Source organism: Massilia brevitalea, from assembly GCF_030711405.1.
In the GTDB taxonomy this organism is placed as follows: Bacteria; Pseudomonadota; Gammaproteobacteria; order Burkholderiales; family Burkholderiaceae_D; genus Telluria; species Telluria brevitalea.
The window spans coordinates 1-17,040 of sequence record NZ_JAULSI010000006.1 but is presented as its reverse complement, the minus strand read 5'-3'; the positions used below and the strand labels follow the sequence as shown (position 1 = coordinate 17,040).

The following is a 17,040-nucleotide window of genomic DNA, read 5'->3' as shown; positions in this document are numbered from 1 at the left end:
AATGGTGCCTTGTATTCTTGAGTAGCCGAACTGAATCAGGCTGCTACGGATTTAATTCGGATTAATTTCCCGTCGATCAGGTGCAGGCCGCATTCCTTCGATTCCGGGTTTTCCCACCACCAGCGGCCGGCGCGCACGTCCTCGCCCGGCTGGATCGCGCGAGTGCAGGGTTCGCAGCCGATCGACGGGTAGCCGCGGTCGTGCAGCGCGTTATACGGCACGTTATTGGCGCGGATGTATTCCCAGACGTTGTCCTCGGACCAGTCGGCCAGCGGATTGAACTTGGTCATGCCGTGCGCCGGATCGTCTTCCTGGGTCGACAGTTCCGAACGGGTGGCAGACTGGGCGCGGCGCTGGCCGGTGATCCAGGCTTTATTGCCCGCCAGCGCGCGACCGAGCGGCTCGACCTTGCGGATGCGGCAGCACTCGCGCCGCATCTCGACGCTGTCGTAGAAGGCGTTCAGGCCGTTCTGCGCCACGTAGGCGTCGACCGCATCGGCCTGCGGACGGAACAGCATGATGTCGTGGCCGTAATGGGTTTTCACCGCATCCAGCACGGCCAGGGTTTCCTTGTGCAAGCGCCCGGTTTCCAGAGAGAAGATGCCAATCGGCAGATGGCTCTTCAAAATCAGGTCGGTCAGCACCATGTCCTCGGCCGCCAGGCTGGACGCAAACACGGCCGGGGTGTATTCGGCTGCGATGCGTGCCAGGATGGCTTGCGTATCGGCGACGCGGTTGGCGAGATCGCTCATGCTGTCATCCCGAATCAGATGCCCGCACCGATGTCGGTGTGTTCCGGCTTGACGTCGCGCTCGGCGCGGCGGAACAGCGGCAGCGGCTGGTCGACCGAGGCCTGGTAGGTTTCCGAGAACACGGTCAGGCCTTTCAGTGCGTCGTGGATCGAGCGGTCCTGGCGCGTGGCGTAGGCATTGAAGCCGACCCGCGACATCGAGAACAATTGGTCGCGCAACACGTCGCCAATCGCACGCAGTTCGCCGGTATAGGCCAGGCGGCGGCGCACGTTGTAGGCGATCGAATAGCCGCGGCCATCGGAGAATTTCGGGAAATCCACCGCAATCACGGCAAAGCGCTCGGCGTCGCCCTTCAAGGCTTCGAAACGCTCGTCGGCGGCGATCCACACGCCGAGTTCGGCGCGCTGCGACAGCGTCTCCTTTTGCGCCAGCCAGACCGTCAGCGGGACGATGACCTTGCCTTCCGGGACAACAACCGCTTCCGGCGCCTCGTTTTCTTCGAGACGCAGCACGCGCCAATCGTCGGCCACGACTTCACGGCCGCGGATAATCTGTTCGTGAATCACTTCAAGCATGGTCTTCCCCAACCAGTTCGCCCGCCGCGATCGGCGTGGCATACACATGTTCCTTGAATGGCGCGATGCCCAGGCGCTGGGCGGTGTCGACAAACCGTTCGTCTTCGAAACGGTTCTGCACGTACACATTCAGCAGGCGGCCGATGACTTCCGGCATTTGCCCGGCCGAGAACGACGGCCCGATGATCTTGCCGATGGCAGCGTTATTGCCCTGCGCACCGCCAATCGACACCTGGTACCACTCGCTGCCGTCCTTGTCGACGCCGAGCACGCCGATCGAACCCACGTGGTGGTGACCGCAGGCATTGATGCAGCCCGAGATGTTCAGTTCGATGTCGCCGATGTCGTGCTGGAAGTCGAGGTTGTCGAAGCGCTCGGCAATCGCCGCCGCAATCGGGAGCGACTTGGCATTTGCCAGCGAGCAGAAGTCGCCGCCCGGACAGGCAATGATGTCGGTCAGGAGGCCGATGTTCGGCGTCGCCAGGCCTTTCGATTTCGCCAGTTGCCAGACTTCGAACAGGTCAGCCTGCTTCACATCCGCCAGCACCAGGTTCTGCTCGTGGGTCACGCGCAGTTCGCCAAAGCTGTACTTGTCGGCCAGGTCGGCCACGAAGTCCATCTGCTCGGCGGTGGCGTCGCCCGGCGGCACGCCGGTTTTCTTCAGCGACAGCACGACCGCGGCATAGCCCGGCACTTTATGGGGCTTGACGTTGCGGTTCAGCCAGTTGGCGAAAGCCTTGTTATCAGCGTGCGCGGCGAGCGGATTGATGGATGCCAAAGTCGCATACGGCGGCGCCACGAAATAGGCGGCCACGCGCTCGTATTCTTCCTGGCTCAGGGTTTCCGGGCCATCCTTCAGGTCTTGCCATTCTTCTTCGACCAGGCGCGAGAATTCTTCCACGCCCAGGGCCTTCAGCAGGATCTTGATGCGGGCTTTATATTTGTTGTCGCGGCGGCCGTACGAGTTGTACACGCGCATCACGGCTTCGGTATAGGTGAGCAGGTGCTGCCATGGCAGGAAGTCGCGGATCACGCTGCCGATGATCGGGGTGCGGCCCATGCCGCCACCGGCCATGAACTTGAATCCGACTTCGCCCGCCTCGTTGCGGGTGAGCGTGAGGCCGATGTCGTGGATGGCAATCGCCGCGCGGTCTTCCACCGAACCATTGATCGCCACCTTGAATTTACGGGGCAGGGCGATAAATTCCGGGTGGAAGGTGCTCCACTGGCGCAGGATTTCGGCAAAGGCGCGCGGGTCCATGATCTCATCTGCAGCCACGCCGGCGAACTCATCAGTGGTAATGTTGCGGATGCAATTGCCCGATGTTTGAATCGCGTGCATCTCGACCGAGGCCAGCTCTAGCAGGATCTCCGGCGTCTGCTCCAGCTCGATCCAGTTGTACTGGATGTTCTGGCGCGTGGTGAAGTGGCCATAGCCGCGGTCGTACTCCCGCGCGATGTGGGCAAACATGCGCATCTGCGCCGTGGACAACAGACCATACGGCACGGCGACGCGCAGCATGTAGGCATGGCGCTGCATGTACAGGCCGTTTTGCAGGCGCAGCGGCACGAATTCTTCTTCGGTCAGCTCGTCGTTCAGGCGGCGCGCCACCTGGTCGCGGTACTGCGCAATGCGCTCGCGCACGATGAGATGGTCGTATTTGTCGTAGCGGTACATAGTAATTCCTGATGAGGACGGGCCAGGCGGCCCTTTAGGCTAGATGGAATGGTAAGCGCGCGACGCTTTATTCCAAACTACTGACAATTTATTTGCTTATATACGGTAGGGGTATAAGCATTCGCATAAAATAGCGGCTGGCGTTTTTCACATACAAGACAACAACAGGAATGAACCTTCATCAATTGCGCTTCGTCCGCGAAGCCGTGCGCCAGAACTACAACCTGACCGATGCGGCCAAGGCCTTGTTCACCTCGCAGCCGGGGGTGTCGAAGGCCATCATCGAACTCGAGGAAGAGCTGGGCGTCGACATCTTCACGCGCCACGGCAAGCGCATCCGCGGCCTGACGGAACCGGGCCGCCTGGTGCTGGCCTCGGTCGAGCTGATCATGCAGGAAATCGAAAGCCTGAAGCGGATCGGCAAGGAATACGCGGCCCACGACAGCGGCAGCTTCACGATTGCCACCACGCATACCCAGGCACGCTACATGCTGCCGAAGGTGGTGCAGGCCTTCATGGGCAAGTTCCCGAAAGTGCGCCTCTCTCTGCTGCAAGGCAACCCGAAGCAGATCGCCGACATGGTGAAGAATGGCCAGGCCGACCTGGCGATTGCCACCGAGTCGATTGCCGCCATTGACGGCCTGATCACGCTGCCGTGCTACCAGTGGGAGCACGTGGTGATCGTGCCGCCGGAACACGAGCTGCTGCGCTCGAAGGCGGTGTCGCTGGAAGAAATTGCCACCTACCCCTTGATTACCTACGACGGCGCCTTTGCCGGCCGCAGCAAGATCGACCACGCCTTCAATCTGCGCGAACTGAAGCCCGACGTGCTGCTCGAAGCCATCGACGCCGACGTGATCAAGACCTATGTCGAGCTGGGCATGGGCGTGGGCATCATCGCCGGCATGGCGTTTGACGCCGAGCGCGACCGCAACCTGCGTGCGATTCCCGTCGGGCAGTTGTTCGGCATGAACGTGTCGCGCGTGGCGGTGAAGCAGGGCGCCTACCTGCGCAGCTATATTTATACTTTCATCGAGCTGCTGGCCCCGAGCCTGAACCGCAAGATGGTCGAAGCCGCCATGCGCGGCGGCGAAAACTACGAACTGTAAGCAAACATGAGCAATACACAACTCGCAAAATTCTATGCCCAGCTGGGCGAAGCCGTCGAAGACATCTACCTCGAGCCCGACATGGACGAGGACATCGACGACATGAGCATCCACCTCGGCAATTTGCTGACCGGCCACACCGTGCTGGAACTGGGCTGCGGTACAGGCTACTGGACCGAAGTCGTGGCCGAATCGGCCGCGTCGGTGCTGGCGCTGGACATCAACGCCAACCTGGTCGACATCGCCCGCGAGCGCGGCATGCCGGCGGACAAGGTAGCTTTTCGCGTGGCCGATGCCCTGGACCTGCCGGAAGACATCGGCAAGTTCTCGGCGGTGCTGGTCAGCTTCCTGTGGTCGCACCTGACCAAGGGCGAACAGGAAAAGTTGCTGGCGACCTTGAAGAAGCGTCTCGGGAAAGATGTGCTGCTGGTGATCCTGGACGATTCCTTTGTCGAAGGCTTCAGCGAAACCACGGCGCGCACCGATGCCGAAGGCACGACCTGGGAAATCCTGACGACCGCCGATGGCGAGCGTGTCGAGCTGCCGAAAAGCTACCCATCCGACAGCGCCCTGCGCAAGCGGCTGGGCAACGCCGGCAAGGAAATCAAGATCGAGCGCGTCGAGTTCTTCTGGATCCTGACCTGCCGCCTGAAATAATCGTAGGGTGGGCCGGGCCGCGCTAGGCACTTGTGCCCACGCGGTGCCACGGCGGCATGTCGAAACGTCATCAATAAAAAAGGCCGATGATCATCGCATCTCTGCGAGATCATCGGCCTCGTTATGTCAAGCTCCGTACCGCGTGGGTTCAAGAACCCACCCTACGCGCTGACTCGTCATTCCGGCTACGTGCGTCGAGGATGGCGTAGGGTGGGCTCTCGAGCCCACGCGGTACCACCGTTACGTGTCGAAATGCATGCAAAGAAAAAGGCCGATGATCATCGCGTTGTTGCGAGATCATCGGCCTTGTTGTATCAGCCGACGTCATGGTGGGTTCAAGAACCCACCCTGCGCTCATGCGCAGGTACATGGCCGAAACAATGGCGCCATGCAACCGGGCGCCCGTGATCGGCTTAGAACGTGTGACGAATACCCAGCGTGAACGCGCTCGGATCGGTACCCAGCGCAGTTGCGGCCGGGGTGATGCTCGGGGTCGATGCGGTCAGGCCGAACACGCCGCGGGCGTTGTTGCGCATGGTGCCGTAGGTGGTGTAGACGTTGGTGCGCTTCGACAGCGCGTAGCTGTAGGCCACGGCCCAGGCGTTGCCCTTGGCGCCGTTGTCGATTTCGTTGCGCTGCACGTTGGCGTAGAACTTGTTCGTGCCCTTGGTGTACACGCCGCCCACGTTGATCTGCTCGAACTTGTTGTTGTTGCCGGTCTGGTCAGCCACCAGGTAGTTACCCTTCAGGTCGAAGTCGCCGAACTTGAAGCCGGCGCCGAAGGCGTATTCCTTGTCGTCGCCGGTCGCCAGGCGTTCGTAGTTGTGGTAACCGGCGCCCAGGTAGATGCCGTTGTTCGCGTATTCCACGGCCACGCCCCACAGGTCGGCCGATGGATCGGTGGTGCGTTCGCCGGCCGAGTAGGCGGCCAGGACGCTGAAGCCGCTCATCGAATTGCTCTTGTAGTTGACCGAGTTGGCCAGGCGGCGGGTCAGCTTGCCGCTGCCGAACGACGACAAGTTGCTGCCGTAGAAGCCCTGGCCGAAGGCGTCGGTGGCGGCGGCGACCGAGGCGATCGGGCTGTATTCGCGGCCCACGGTCACTTGGCCGAAGGCGCCTTGCAGGCCGACCACGGCGCGGCGGCCGAACAGTTCGGTGTCGGCGGCGCCGGTATCCAGGCGCACGCCGGATTCGATGTTGAAGATGGCTTTCAGGCCATTGCCCAGGTCTTCGGTACCGCGGAAGCCGATGCGGCTGCTCGACTGGTTGCCCGAGTTGATGACGGTACGGCGCGATTCGCCCGGCGCATCGGTATCTTCGACGGCGATGGCCGCGTCCATGACGCCGTAGATGGTGACGTTGCTCTGCGCATGCGCGAACAGCGGGAGGGACGTGATCAGCGCTGCGGCCAGGGCTTTGTATTGCATGAAGATCTCCAATAAGGTTCGACGAAGGATTGAGTTGGCTTATCGCAAACTCAAGGTCGAGCGAATCTTATCGGAACAATATGTCGATTTGATGACAGACCGTCATGCCAGTGTTGTAAAAACAGCGCATTGACCAAAACCGGCTAAACCGTATGCCCGTTCACCGGCAGCACGATGTCGATGCGCGTGCCCGGGCCGCTGCCGTTATCGGCGCCGATGTTGATTTCTCCCTTCAGCGCCCAGACCCGCTCGCGCATGCCCACCAGACCCAGCGATTCGGCCTTTTCCATGTCGGTGTCGACGATGCCGCGGCCGTTGTCGCAGATGGTGACCAGCAAATCGTGGTTGCTGCGGTAGAGCGTGAGGATGACGTGGGTCGCATGCGCATGGCGCGCCACGTTGGTGAGCGCTTCCTGCACGATGCGGAAGATGGCGGTGCTGGCGCTGTCGTCGAGGCGCAGCTCGGCTTCGTCGGCCAGCAGGTCGCAGGCGATGCCGTGGCGTTCGGTGAAGTCGTCGCGCAGGCCCTGCAGCGCAAAGTACAGCCCGCCTTCGTCGAGCGCGCGCGGGCGCAAGTTGGTGGCGATGCGGCGCAGCGAGGTGATGGCGGTGAGCAGGTTGGCGTCCATGCCGGCGATCAGGTGACCCGTGTCGCCGCCGTCGCCGCTGGCCTGGCGCAGCAGGGTCAGGTCCATGCGCAGCGAGGCCAGCAGCTGGCCGAGGTCGTCGTGCAGTTCGCGCGAGATGTGGGTGCGTTCTTCCTCGCGGATGGTTTGCAGGGCCGCCGACAGCTGGCGCAACTGGTCGTGCGAGCGCGCCAGCTTCTGCTGCACGCGCTGGCGCTCGGACACGTCGCGCAGGATGATGGTGTACAGGATGATGCCGTCCTGGAAGGCGTCGGTGATCGAGCCTTCGATGGGAAAGCTGCCGTTCGGGCGGATGCCGATACCGGCATAGTCGGTGGCGCGGCGCCCCGCGCGCGCGCCCTGGAAGTGGTCGAGCGGGCTATGGCCGGCGTCGGCCGGGGCGCGGATGAAGCGCGCCAGCGGCTGGCCCAGCATTTGCGCGACGCTGACGCCGAACATGGCCGCCGCCGCCGGGTTGGCCAGCACCACGCGGCTGTACTCGTCGGCCGAGATGATGGCCTCGCCGGCATTGTCGACGATGCGGCGGCTGTGCTGGGTGGGCGCGTCGCCATGGCCGTCGGCATTCAGGCGGGCGACCAGGTGGCCGCCGAGCAGGCCGAGCGCGAACAAGGCCGTGCCGCGCCCGCGCCGGCGCGGGTTGCGCTGTAGAGTCATGGAAAGTCCCGCAGTCCGTATGAACGAAACGGTCCGCGGCGCGGACCAATCGCTACGATACGGCGCGAACCGATGGGCAGGTTTGAGGGGCGACAAGCACGCGGGGAGGGTGTGGCGCGTGGTGGCGCGTGGTGGTGTGAAGCACACGCCGGNCCGTATGAACGAAACGGTCCGCGGCGCGGACCAATCGCTACGATACGGCGCGAACCGATGGGCAGGTTTGAGGGGCGACAAGCACGCGGGGAGGGTGTGGCGCGTGGTGGCGCGTGGTGGTGTGAAGCACACGCCGGAACGCGGTGGGTTCGAGAACCCACCCTACGAAGTCAACAGTAGGGTGGGTTCTCGAACCCACCATTCCTTACACCTTTACATCTGCTTGAACAGATGCAGGAAACTGCGGCTCACTTCGAGCTTTTCCGACCGCCCCTTGATCAGCACCAGGTGGCGCCCGCGGATATCGCGCGTCACGCCTTCGATCGCATTCACGTTCACCAGCGTGGCGCGGTGGATCTGCCAGAACAGCGACGGGTCGAGCTCGTCGGCCAAATCGCGCACGGGTTTGCGGATCAGGGCCTCGAACTTCTCGGTTTGCACGCAGGTATATTTTTCGTCGGAACGGAAGAACAAAATCTCCTCGACCGGGATCATGCGCAAATCCGAGCCGATGCTGGCCTGGATCCACTGCAAATGCTTCGGCTTCGGCGCCGCGATCTTTTCCGCCAGCTGCGACAGCATGGCGGTGACGCTGTCGTTGACCACCGCGCCCGGCTTGCCGAGGCGCGCTTTCAGGCGCTCGACCGTCACCTTCAGGCGCTCCGGCTCGGAAGGCTTGAGCACGTAATCGACCGCGCCACGCTCGAAAGCCTCGACCGCGTACTGGTCGTAGGCCGTAACGAACACGACCTGGCTGCGGTCGCCGATCTCGGCCGCCGCTTCCATGCCGGTCTTGCCGGGCATGCGGATGTCGAGGAAGGTGAAGTCGGGCTTGACCTGGCCGACCAGCTCCACGGCTTCTTCGCCGTTCTTGGCCTCGCCCACGATGTCCAGTTCCGGCCACACCTGTTCCAGGCGCATGCGCAGCTGGTCCCGCATCAGTCTTTCGTCGTCGGCAATAATCGCGGTAGGCATGGCGGGGTCCGGTCGGTTGGGAAAAGAGAGTGACAATTATTCAAGAAAACGGCGCGCCAGGCAAGCTATCCGGCCCGCTTATCTCGACACATGGTAAGGCACCTCGACCATGGCGATCACGCCGGTCGGGCTGTTCGAGGCGATGTGCAATTGCCCGGCGTCGCCGTGCAGCAGGCGCAGGCGCTCGCGGATGGTCGGCAAACCGAGGCCGGTGCCATTGCTCGGCACCACGCCAAAGCCCACGCCATCGTCGGTGACCGTCAGGCGCAATTTGCCGTCGGCCACATCGGCGACGATCTTCAGGGTGCCGCCTTCGGGCTTGCATTCGAGGCCGTGCTTGATCGCGTTCTCGACCATGGATTGCAGCATCATCGGCGGGAAGGCGGCGTTGCGCAGGCCCTCGGGAATCTGCATGTCCACGGTCAGGCGTTCTTCCATGCGCATCTTGAGCAGGTTCAGGTAGGCGTTGACCATGTCGACTTCGCGCCCGAGGTTGGTTACCAGGATGTTGTCGCGCATTTGCGGCAGCACGGCGCGCAGGTACTGGATCAGGCTGCGCTGCATGGCCGAGGCGCGCGGCGGATTGGTTTCGATCAGGTGCTCGACCGAGGCCAGGGTGTTGAACAGGAAGTGCGGCTCCACTTGCGCCTGCATCATCTGCATCCTGGTTTCGGAAAGCTGGCGCTGCATAGATTCGCGCTCGGCGGCGGCGTTCGCGGTGCGGGTCTGCAGTTCCGCGCGCTTCTTGCCGCCAACCAGGGCCTTGGTGCCGAACAGGGCCAGCACCAGCAGCCAGACGAAACTGGTGAACCAGGTCGAGGCCTGTTTGTGGTAACGCGACACTTTTGCTTCTGCCGCATCGTCGACCGCGCCTTCGATCGCGACCGACAATTCCTCGGCAATCTGCGGCGGCAGCTCGATGTGGACCGAGTCGCCGTTCGGGTGCACGCCTTTCGGCAGGCTGAGTTCGGGCGAGGAGGGCGCGGCCGGCGCGCCAGGGGCGGCCGGTGCTGCCGGTGCTGCCGGTGCCGCGGGGGCGCCTGGAGCGGCGGGAGCGCCGGGCGCAGCCGGCACCGCCGGCGGGTTCTTGTTGCGCGAATTGAAGCGGATGCCGCTGTCGTCGATGGTGATGCTGGCCCGTTCCTTGCGCTCGCCGCGTTCCAGGCGCGGCTCTTCGTCGCTGCCGGAAAACAGCTCTTCCTGCAAGATGGTGCCGGCGATCAGCATCAGCGCCGCGAACAGGAAAAACTTCCACCACGACAGTTGCGTCACCCAGGTGGCCACGCTGTCGAAGGCACGGTACAGCCACGACAAGGTGCCGGAAAAATAGTAATGGGCAGAGCTGCGCGCTTGCATGGTCAGGTGTTTGTCAGGTGTCATTGCGGGTGCGAGTGTACCGCGTTGCCGCCGCCCGGTGAAAAAAGTGATGCCTGGAATACATCGCCACCGGTCTCGCTGTGTTGGAATGACACAACTCTAACCCCGGGCGACATGCCCCGCACGGGTTGTGCGACAGCCTGCACAAAGCAGGCAACAGGCTGCATGCAAACGCGTGGCACAGCGTTGTAAGTTGCCAAACATACATACAAAAGCTGTCCATCGGAAATTTTGCGCGGTATGATGATTTCACTTCCTGGCCGCGCCAGCCCATTATTCGTTCGATGAAAGGGTATGCCGATGTCTGCCGTTCCTGCTCGATTCCGTCTCGTCACCCGCAGCGATTTCGATGGCCTGGTCTGCGCCGTCCTCCTGAAACACCTGGACCTGATCGACGACATCCTGTTCGTCCATCCCAAGGACATGCAGGACGGGAAGATCGCCATCACCAGCCGCGACATCACCACCAATTTGCCGTATGTAGCGGGCGCGCACCTGGTGTTCGACCATCACCTGTCGGAAGCGATGCGCAATACCGGGCTGCGCGCCAACCACGTGATCCAGCCGGAGGCGCCGTCGGCCGCGCGCGTGGTCTGGGACCATTACGGTGGCGCCGGCGTGTTCCCCGCCAGCTGGAGCGAGATGATGACGGCGGTCGACAAGGCCGACGCGGCGCGCTTTACCCGCAGCGAAGTGCTGGAGCCGAGCGGCTGGAACCTGCTCAACTTCCTGATGGATGCGCGCACCGGACTCGGGCGCTTCCATGACTTCCGTATCTCGAACTACCAGCTGATGATGGCCCTGATCGACGCCTGCCGCACGCTGGACATCGCGCAGATCATGGCGCTGGCCGACGTCGAGGAGCGGACCCGGCTGTATTTCGAGCACAGCGAGCGCTGCAAGGAACAGATCCGCCGCTGCGCGCGGGTCGAGCGCAACCTGGTGGTGCTGGACCTGCGCGAGGAAGCGACGATTTATGCGGGGAACCGGTTCATCATTTATGCGCTGTTCCCGGAGACGAATATCTCGATCCACGTGCTGTGGGGGCTGAAGAACCAGAACACGGTGTTCGCCACGGGCAAGTCGATCCTGAACCGGACCTCGAAGACGAACATCGGGGCCTTGATGCTCGAGTATGGCGGCGGCGGGCATGAGAATGCGGGGACCTGCCAGGTGGCGAACGAGATGGCGGAAGACGTGCTGGGGGCGCTCATCCACCGGATCACCAGCGAAGGGTAATCGAAGCCTGCTGCAGTGACCGTACGGTGGGCACCCAGGCCAAAATGCTTACGCCGCAGCGCATCTGCAGCGCCAAGCTTTACGCCGGCATCCGGTCCCGCACCAGCTCGCGCGCCGCCTCCGCCTCCATCGGCTCGCCCAGCCACGCTCCCTGCAGCCCTTCGCAGCCATGCGCCTTGAGAAATTCCATCTGCGAGCGCGTTTCCACCGCTTCCCCGATCACCGGCATCTTGAGGTTGTGCCCGATATCGATCAGCGTGCGCGCCATCACGTTGCCTTCGCGCGTGTCCTCGTCTTCGGCAATCGCGTGTACGGCCTGCTTCGACAGTTTCAGCTGTCCCACCGACAGTTCGCGCAAAAAGCCAAGGTCGCTCATGCCATGCCCGAACTCGTCCACAGACAGCGTCAGCCCCAGCTCGCGTAGTTGCGCCGCCAGGTCGCGCACCTGGCCCGGATTGCGGATCAGCGCTTCCTCGCGCAATTCGATTTGCAGGCTGTCCGGGGACAGGCCGTGCTGGGCCAGGCGTTTGGCGATGTTGGCAACGAAATCCTGCTGCATGTATTCGCGCGCCGAGACGTTGACCGACACCGGCACCCCGGTCACGCCGAGCTCCTTCAGTTCGCGCAGGAAGGCGCAGGCCTGGTCCAGCACCCAGGCGCCGAACTGGACGATGCGGCCGTTTTCCTCGGCTTCGAGCAAAAAGGCCGACGGCAGCAGCACGCCGCGTTCGGGATGGCGCCAGCGCAATAGCGCCTCGAAACTCTGCACGGTGCCTGTGCGGGCGTCGATGCAGGGCTGGTACAGCATGAAGAGCTCGCCCTTTTCGATGGCCTGCGACATGCCGGCGTCGAGCTGCTGGCGGGCGTCGGTGGTCGACTTCATGTCGCTGGAGAAGAAATAGATCTCGTTGCGGCCGGTGGCCTTGGCGTGGTACATCGCCACGTCGGCCGAGCGCACCAGTTCGGCTGCGGTATGGCCATCGTGCGGATACACCGACACCCCGAGGCTGGCGCCGACCGCGATTTCCTTGTGCATGAAGGAGACCGGCTGGGTCAGGCCCTGGCGCAGGCGCTCGATCATGCGCACGGTGAAGCGCAGCGAGGGCTGGTTGACCAGCACCAGCACGAATTCGTCGCCGGACAGGCGCGCCACGGTATCGCTGTCGCGCACCGAGGCCAGCAGGCGCTTGGCCACGACCTTCAGCACCACGTCGCCGGCCTCGTGGCCATGGGAGTCGTTGATGGTCTTGAAGTTGTTCAGGTCGATCAGCACGGTGGCCACCAGCGACTTCTGGCGCTGCGCAAGGTGCAGCGACTGTTCGAGCCGGTCCCACAGCAGGTTGCGGTTGGCCAGGCCCGTGAGGGCGTCGTGGTTGACCTCGTGCTCGAGATGGGCGGTGCGCTGCTTGGTGGCGGTGACGTCCATGATGATGCCGATGAAGTGGCTGGTCTTGCCATGCTCGTCGAGCACCGGGGTGATGCTCAGGTCGTTCCAGAACAGCTCGCCGTTCTTGCGCATGTTGCGAAACACCACGTTGACCGGGCGCCGCGCGGCGATGGCGTCGCGTACGCGGGCGCGCTCGTTGCCGTCCATGCCGGGCGCCGCCATGAAGCGCGAGTCGCGCCCGATGACGTCTTCGGCGCGATAGCCGCTGATGCGCTCGAAGGCGGGGTTCACGTATTCGATCGGGCAATCGTTGCCGTCGATGGCGGTGATGACGATGCCGTTGCTGGCCGCGTGCAGGGCCCGTTCGCGCAGGCGCAGCGCCTGTTCGTGGGCGCGGCGCTGGGTGATGTCGAGCCCCATGCCGAACAGGTAGCGGCCGCCGTTGCAGTCGACGCGCGAGCCGCACAGCAGCATCGGCGTTTCGCGCCCGCTGCGGCCGAGGACGTCGACCTCGATCACGACTTCCTCGCCGGTCTCGAATACGCGGCGGATGCTGTCGGCAATCAGCGGCCGGGTCTTCAGGTCGAACAGCTCGACCGCGCTCGTGGCCTCGACTTCCTCGGGCATGAGTTCGGTGATGCGCTCGTGGTTGCGGTTCCAGAGCACGAAGCGGCCAGCCCGGTTGATGGCGTAGAAGGTGCCCGGAAGCACGTCGACCACGGCGGCCAGCGGCGTACGCCCGACCAGCACCGATTCGGGCGTGCTGTCGTCGTGCACGTTGTCGATGGCGGCGATCCAGGACTGGATGACGCCGCCGGCATCGTATTGCGGCGACAAAGCCAGTTCGGCGAGGACGGTGCCGCCGTCGCCGCGCCGCAGCGCCAGCTTGTTGGTGCGGCCGTGGTCGGCGGCCAGGCCGCGCCAGCGCATGGCCGGATCGTCGAGCGCTGCCTGGACGGCGCGTGTGTCGGCAATCGCGTTGGCGGCAACATCGGCGGCCGCGGGATCCGAGGCGGGCGGCACGGTCATGGGGGCGATGTTATCGGCGCGCGCGGCGGCCGCCGGCGTTTCCGCCGCCAGCAGCTTGGTGAGCGAGCAGCCGATGGCCCGGTCGGCAGGGAGCATCAACAGGCGTTCGCAGGCCGTGTTCCAGGTCAGGATGGCGCCGCTCTCGTCGAGCAGGAAAGCGGCATTGGCGGTCGGAACGGACACAGTCATGCTGGCGCCTCGGAAAAAGGGAACACTGCTGTTGGACTTGCCAGCCCTGCGCATGTTCCCCAAGTTCCAGACTAGACCATAAAAATAAAAAAGCCATGGCAAAACCATGGCTTTTCGAGGCAGCGGACGTGCTGCTTACGCGACGGCGCTTTCCTGTTTTTCCGGCAGTGCCACCTGGTCGTCCACGCTGAACTGGTAGTCCTTGAACACGTGCTCGGCAGACAGGATCTGGTAGGAACCGTCGGCCAGCTTGTGCGTCGTGTCCTTCAGGCGGTAGGTGAAGTGGCCGCAGGTCCAGCAATTGTAGTTGCGCATGTGCGTGCACAGGCAGGTCTTGTCCATTACCAGCGGGTTCTTGACGTCCGGATTGGCCAGCACTTCGCGGTTGTACGAATTGATGTAGGCGCAATTGCCGGTCGCGTCCAGCAGGTAGCCGTAGGATTCGCAGCCCGGGCGGATGCCGGAACCGATCGCCGGCGTGCTTTTCAGCATGCGCATCGGATAACCGGTTGGCGAGATGCCGTTGACGATGATGTCTTCCTCGCTGGCGCGGTAATATTCCTGCTTCACGCTGTCGGGCATGCCGCACTCGTGGGTCACGGTGAAGCGGGTCGCTACCTGCACGCCGCCCACGCCTTTTTCCAGGAAGCGCACGGCGTCGGAACCGGTGAACACGCCGCCGGCCGCGATCAGCGGGATGTCGATGTTTTCCGCGCGCATGTAAGCGAGGATTTCATCGATGATGGTGTGCAGGTCGTATTCCTTCCAGTCGAAACCGAAGCCCAGGTGGCCGCCGGCCAGGGGACCCTCGACGATGATGAAATCGGGCGGACGGTTCAGCTTGGCAACCTTGCGCAGGAACAGCTGCAGCGCGCGCACCGAGGACACGATGATGCCCAGCTTGGCTTCGCGGAAGCGCGGGTGGTCCTTGATCAGATCGAAGGAACCGAGGTGCAGGCCGGCCGACATGGTGATGCCGTCGATGCCGGCGTCGAGCGCGGAAGCCAGGCGCGTGCGCAGGGTTTCCTTGGGCGCGTTCATGGTCAGCTTTTCCATGACGTTCACAAAAATCAGGCCATCGCCCTTTTTCGCCGCCATGGTGGCGCCCACGTGCAGGCGGGTCGCCTCGGCCAGGCGTTCGAGGTCGAACTGCACCACCGCCTTGTCCATGTTGTTGATGTTGAACTTGTAGAGCTTGGTCTTGTCCTTGACGAAGGTGGTATCGAACTTGCGGTCCGACACGTCCTGCACCATGGCGTCCGAGATATGGCCGATACCGCCCAGGCGGGCAGCTTCCAGCGCCAGCTCGGAGGTCGAGATGTCCACGCCCATCCCGCCGATCATGATGGGCACATATTCCTTGTTGCCCAGACGCAGGCGGAAATCATCAACACGTTTCATTGCTATCCTTAATACTACCGGTTGCGCTCGCTCAAGCTGGCGACACCATGCCTGGAACGAGTTTATGCGGCCTCAATTCTACCCCAGCTCAATCCTGGTGAGGCGTATGAAAGGACTACGGAGGCGGCGCTGCCGCAGTCCCGGCGCAGAGACGACGAATTAGTCGCGGAAATTGTTGAACGCCAGCGGCAGGTCCTGCACATCCTTGCGCAGCAGGGCGATGGCTTCCTGCAGGATGTCGCGGTCCTTGCCGGTCACGCGCACGGCTTCGCCCTGGATGCTGGCCTGCACCTTCATCTTGCTTTCCTTGATCAGCTTGGTGATCTTCTTCGCGTCGTCGGTCTCGATGCCGTTGCGCACCTTGATCACCTGCTTGACCTTGTCGCCGCCGATTTTCTCGACCTTCTGCTCGTCGAGGAAACGCACGTCGACCTTGCGCTTGCTCATTTTATTGATGAGCACATCGCGCACCTGGCCGAGCTGGAAGTCGGAGTCGGCGAACAGCGTCAGTTCGCGTTCCTTCTGGTCGACCTTGGCCGAGCTGCCCTTGAAGTCGAAGCGGGTGGTGATTTCCTTGTTCGATTGCTCGACGGCGTTCTTGACTTCGACCATGTCTGCTTCGCAGACGACATCAAACGATGGCATGGTGTTTTCCTTATAGCTGCTGTATTTGTAAGTGGCGGTATTTTAACGGACAAGCCCCTGCGCGAGGATGGTTTTTGCCTTGGCGCAGCACCTTGGCTCTATAATTCCCCGGATTCCAGCCTCGCCCACCAGCGCACATGCCGCCCAATCTCTCCATCGAACACGACGTTTCCCTCCAGCCCTTCAACACCTTCGGCCTGCCGGCCCGGGCGCGCCATTACCTGCGCATCACCGATCCGGCCCAGCTCGACAGCCTGCGCACCGACGCCGCCACCGCCAGCCTGCCGCGCTTCGTGCTCGGCGGCGGCAGCAATGTGCTGCTCACGCGCGACGTCGAGGCGCTGCTGCTGCACATGGCGATTCCCGGGCGCGAGATCGTCGGCGAAGAGAACGGCGCCGTGCTGGTGCGCGCCGGCGCCGGCGAAAACTGGCATGGCTTTGTCGAGTTCACCCTGGCGCAGGGGCTGGGCGGGCTGGAAAACCTGTCCCTGATCCCCGGCACCGTGGGCGCCGCGCCGATCCAGAACATCGGGGCCTATGGGCTGGAAATCAAGGATGTGTTCCATTCGCTCACAGCGTATGATCTGGCGACAGGTACGCAGCGCGTGTTGCGCGCGGCCGACTGCCGCTTCGGCTACCGCGACAGCGTGTTCAAGCAGGCGGATGGGGCGGGGCTGGTGGTGCTGGACGTGACCTTCGCCCTGCCGCGCGCCTGGCAGCCGAACCTGCGCTATGCCGAGCTGGCGAATGCGCTGCAGGAGGCGGGCATCGTTTCGCCGACGCCGCAGCAGGTGAGCGAAACGGTGGTGGCGATCCGGCGCCGCAAGCTGCCCGATCCGGCCGTGATCGGGAATGCGGGCAGCTTCTTCAAGAATCCGGTGGTGACGGGCGCACAGTGCGCGGCGCTGCTGGCGCGCTTTCCGCAGCTGGTGCACCACGCGCAGGCGGACGGGAGCGAGAAGCTGGCGGCCGGCTGGCTGATCGACCAGTGCGGCTGGAAAGGGCGCAGCATGGGCGCGGCGGGCGTGTATCCGAAGCAGGCGCTGGTGCTGGTGAATAACGGCGGGGCGAGCGGGGCGGAAGTGCTGGCGCTGGCCAGGACGATCCAGGCCGATGTGCTGGAGAAGTTCGGGGTGCCGCTGGAGC

At 63.5% G+C, this 17,040-nt stretch carries 14 protein-coding genes; 4 read left to right on the top strand and 10 right to left on the bottom strand.

Annotated features, from left to right (window positions below):
• Nucleotides 1-35 precede the first annotated feature (35 nt).
• The 3 genes from QWL29_RS04980 to QWL29_RS04970 are packed head-to-tail and all read right to left on the bottom strand — an operon-like array spanning nt 36 to nt 3,005.
• Nucleotides 36-752 (bottom strand): phosphoadenylyl-sulfate reductase, encoded by a 717-nt coding sequence (locus tag QWL29_RS04980; RefSeq protein ID WP_305821780.1) that lies wholly within the window; start codon nt 750-752, stop codon nt 36-38.
• Nucleotides 753-766: 14 nt separating this feature from the next.
• Nucleotides 767-1,327: a DUF934 domain-containing protein gene (locus QWL29_RS04975; protein ID WP_305821779.1), complete on the bottom strand. Its 561-nt coding sequence runs from the start codon at nt 1,325-1,327 to the stop codon at nt 767-769.
• Complete coding sequence (locus QWL29_RS04970; protein ID WP_305821778.1) at nt 1,320-3,005, bottom strand: nitrite/sulfite reductase; 1,686 nt, start codon at nt 3,003-3,005, stop codon at nt 1,320-1,322. Before QWL29_RS04970 ends, QWL29_RS04975 begins: the two co-directional genes overlap by 8 nt.
• Nucleotides 3,006-3,175: 170 nt before the next feature.
• On the opposite strand from QWL29_RS04970, the gene QWL29_RS04965 reads away from it, so the two are divergent.
• A complete protein-coding gene (locus QWL29_RS04965) occupies nt 3,176-4,114 on the top strand; it encodes a CysB family HTH-type transcriptional regulator (protein WP_305821777.1) in 939 nt (312 codons plus the stop codon).
• Between the two features lie 6 nt (nt 4,115-4,120).
• Entirely contained in the window at nt 4,121-4,771 is a 651-nt protein-coding gene (locus QWL29_RS04960; RefSeq protein WP_305821776.1) for a class I SAM-dependent methyltransferase, read from the top strand.
• Between the two features lie 413 nt (nt 4,772-5,184).
• On the opposite strand, the gene QWL29_RS04955 is transcribed toward QWL29_RS04960, so the two are convergent.
• The 4 genes from QWL29_RS04955 to QWL29_RS04940 all read right to left on the bottom strand — a co-directional run bounded on the left by QWL29_RS04955 (nt 5,185) and on the right by QWL29_RS04940 (nt 9,983).
• Nucleotides 5,185-6,198: a porin gene (locus QWL29_RS04955; protein ID WP_305821775.1), complete on the bottom strand. Its 1,014-nt coding sequence runs from the start codon at nt 6,196-6,198 to the stop codon at nt 5,185-5,187.
• A gap of 143 nt (nt 6,199-6,341) precedes the next feature.
• Nucleotides 6,342-7,499 carry a PAS domain-containing sensor histidine kinase gene (locus QWL29_RS04950; protein ID WP_305821774.1) on the bottom strand — a complete coding sequence of 386 codons (1,158 nt, stop codon included), beginning with the start codon at nt 7,497-7,499 and terminating at the stop codon, nt 6,342-6,344.
• Between the two features lie 366 nt (nt 7,500-7,865).
• Nucleotides 7,866-8,627, bottom strand: coding sequence for a LytR/AlgR family response regulator transcription factor (locus QWL29_RS04945; RefSeq protein WP_305821773.1), 762 nt, complete (start codon nt 8,625-8,627; stop codon nt 7,866-7,868).
• Nucleotides 8,628-8,705: 78 nt separating this feature from the next.
• Entirely contained in the window at nt 8,706-9,983 is a 1,278-nt protein-coding gene (locus QWL29_RS04940) for a sensor histidine kinase (protein ID WP_305821911.1), read from the bottom strand.
• A gap of 321 nt (nt 9,984-10,304) precedes the next feature.
• Here QWL29_RS04940 and QWL29_RS04935 point away from each other — a divergent pair, with 321 nt between their 5' ends.
• Entirely contained in the window at nt 10,305-11,243 is a 939-nt protein-coding gene (locus tag QWL29_RS04935) for an exopolyphosphatase (protein WP_305821910.1), read from the top strand.
• A 79-nt stretch (nt 11,244-11,322) separates the two neighbouring features.
• Here the strand turns inward: QWL29_RS04935 and QWL29_RS04930 are convergent, their stop codons facing one another.
• From QWL29_RS04930 to QWL29_RS04920, 3 genes are all read right to left on the bottom strand, one after another.
• Entirely contained in the window at nt 11,323-13,848 is a 2,526-nt protein-coding gene (locus QWL29_RS04930) for a sensor domain-containing protein (RefSeq protein WP_305821772.1), read from the bottom strand.
• A 135-nt stretch (nt 13,849-13,983) separates the two neighbouring features.
• Nucleotides 13,984-15,249, bottom strand: a complete 1,266-nt coding sequence (locus QWL29_RS04925) for a nitronate monooxygenase (RefSeq protein ID WP_305821771.1) — start codon at nt 15,247-15,249, stop codon at nt 13,984-13,986.
• 159 nt (nt 15,250-15,408) lie between these two features.
• Entirely contained in the window at nt 15,409-15,894 is a 486-nt protein-coding gene (locus QWL29_RS04920; RefSeq protein WP_305821770.1) for a YajQ family cyclic di-GMP-binding protein, read from the bottom strand.
• 137 nt (nt 15,895-16,031) lie between these two features.
• On the opposite strand from QWL29_RS04920, the gene murB reads away from it, so the two are divergent.
• The coding region (gene murB, locus QWL29_RS04915; protein WP_305821769.1) for a UDP-N-acetylmuramate dehydrogenase at nt 16,032-17,040 on the top strand (1,009 nt) is incomplete at its 3' end.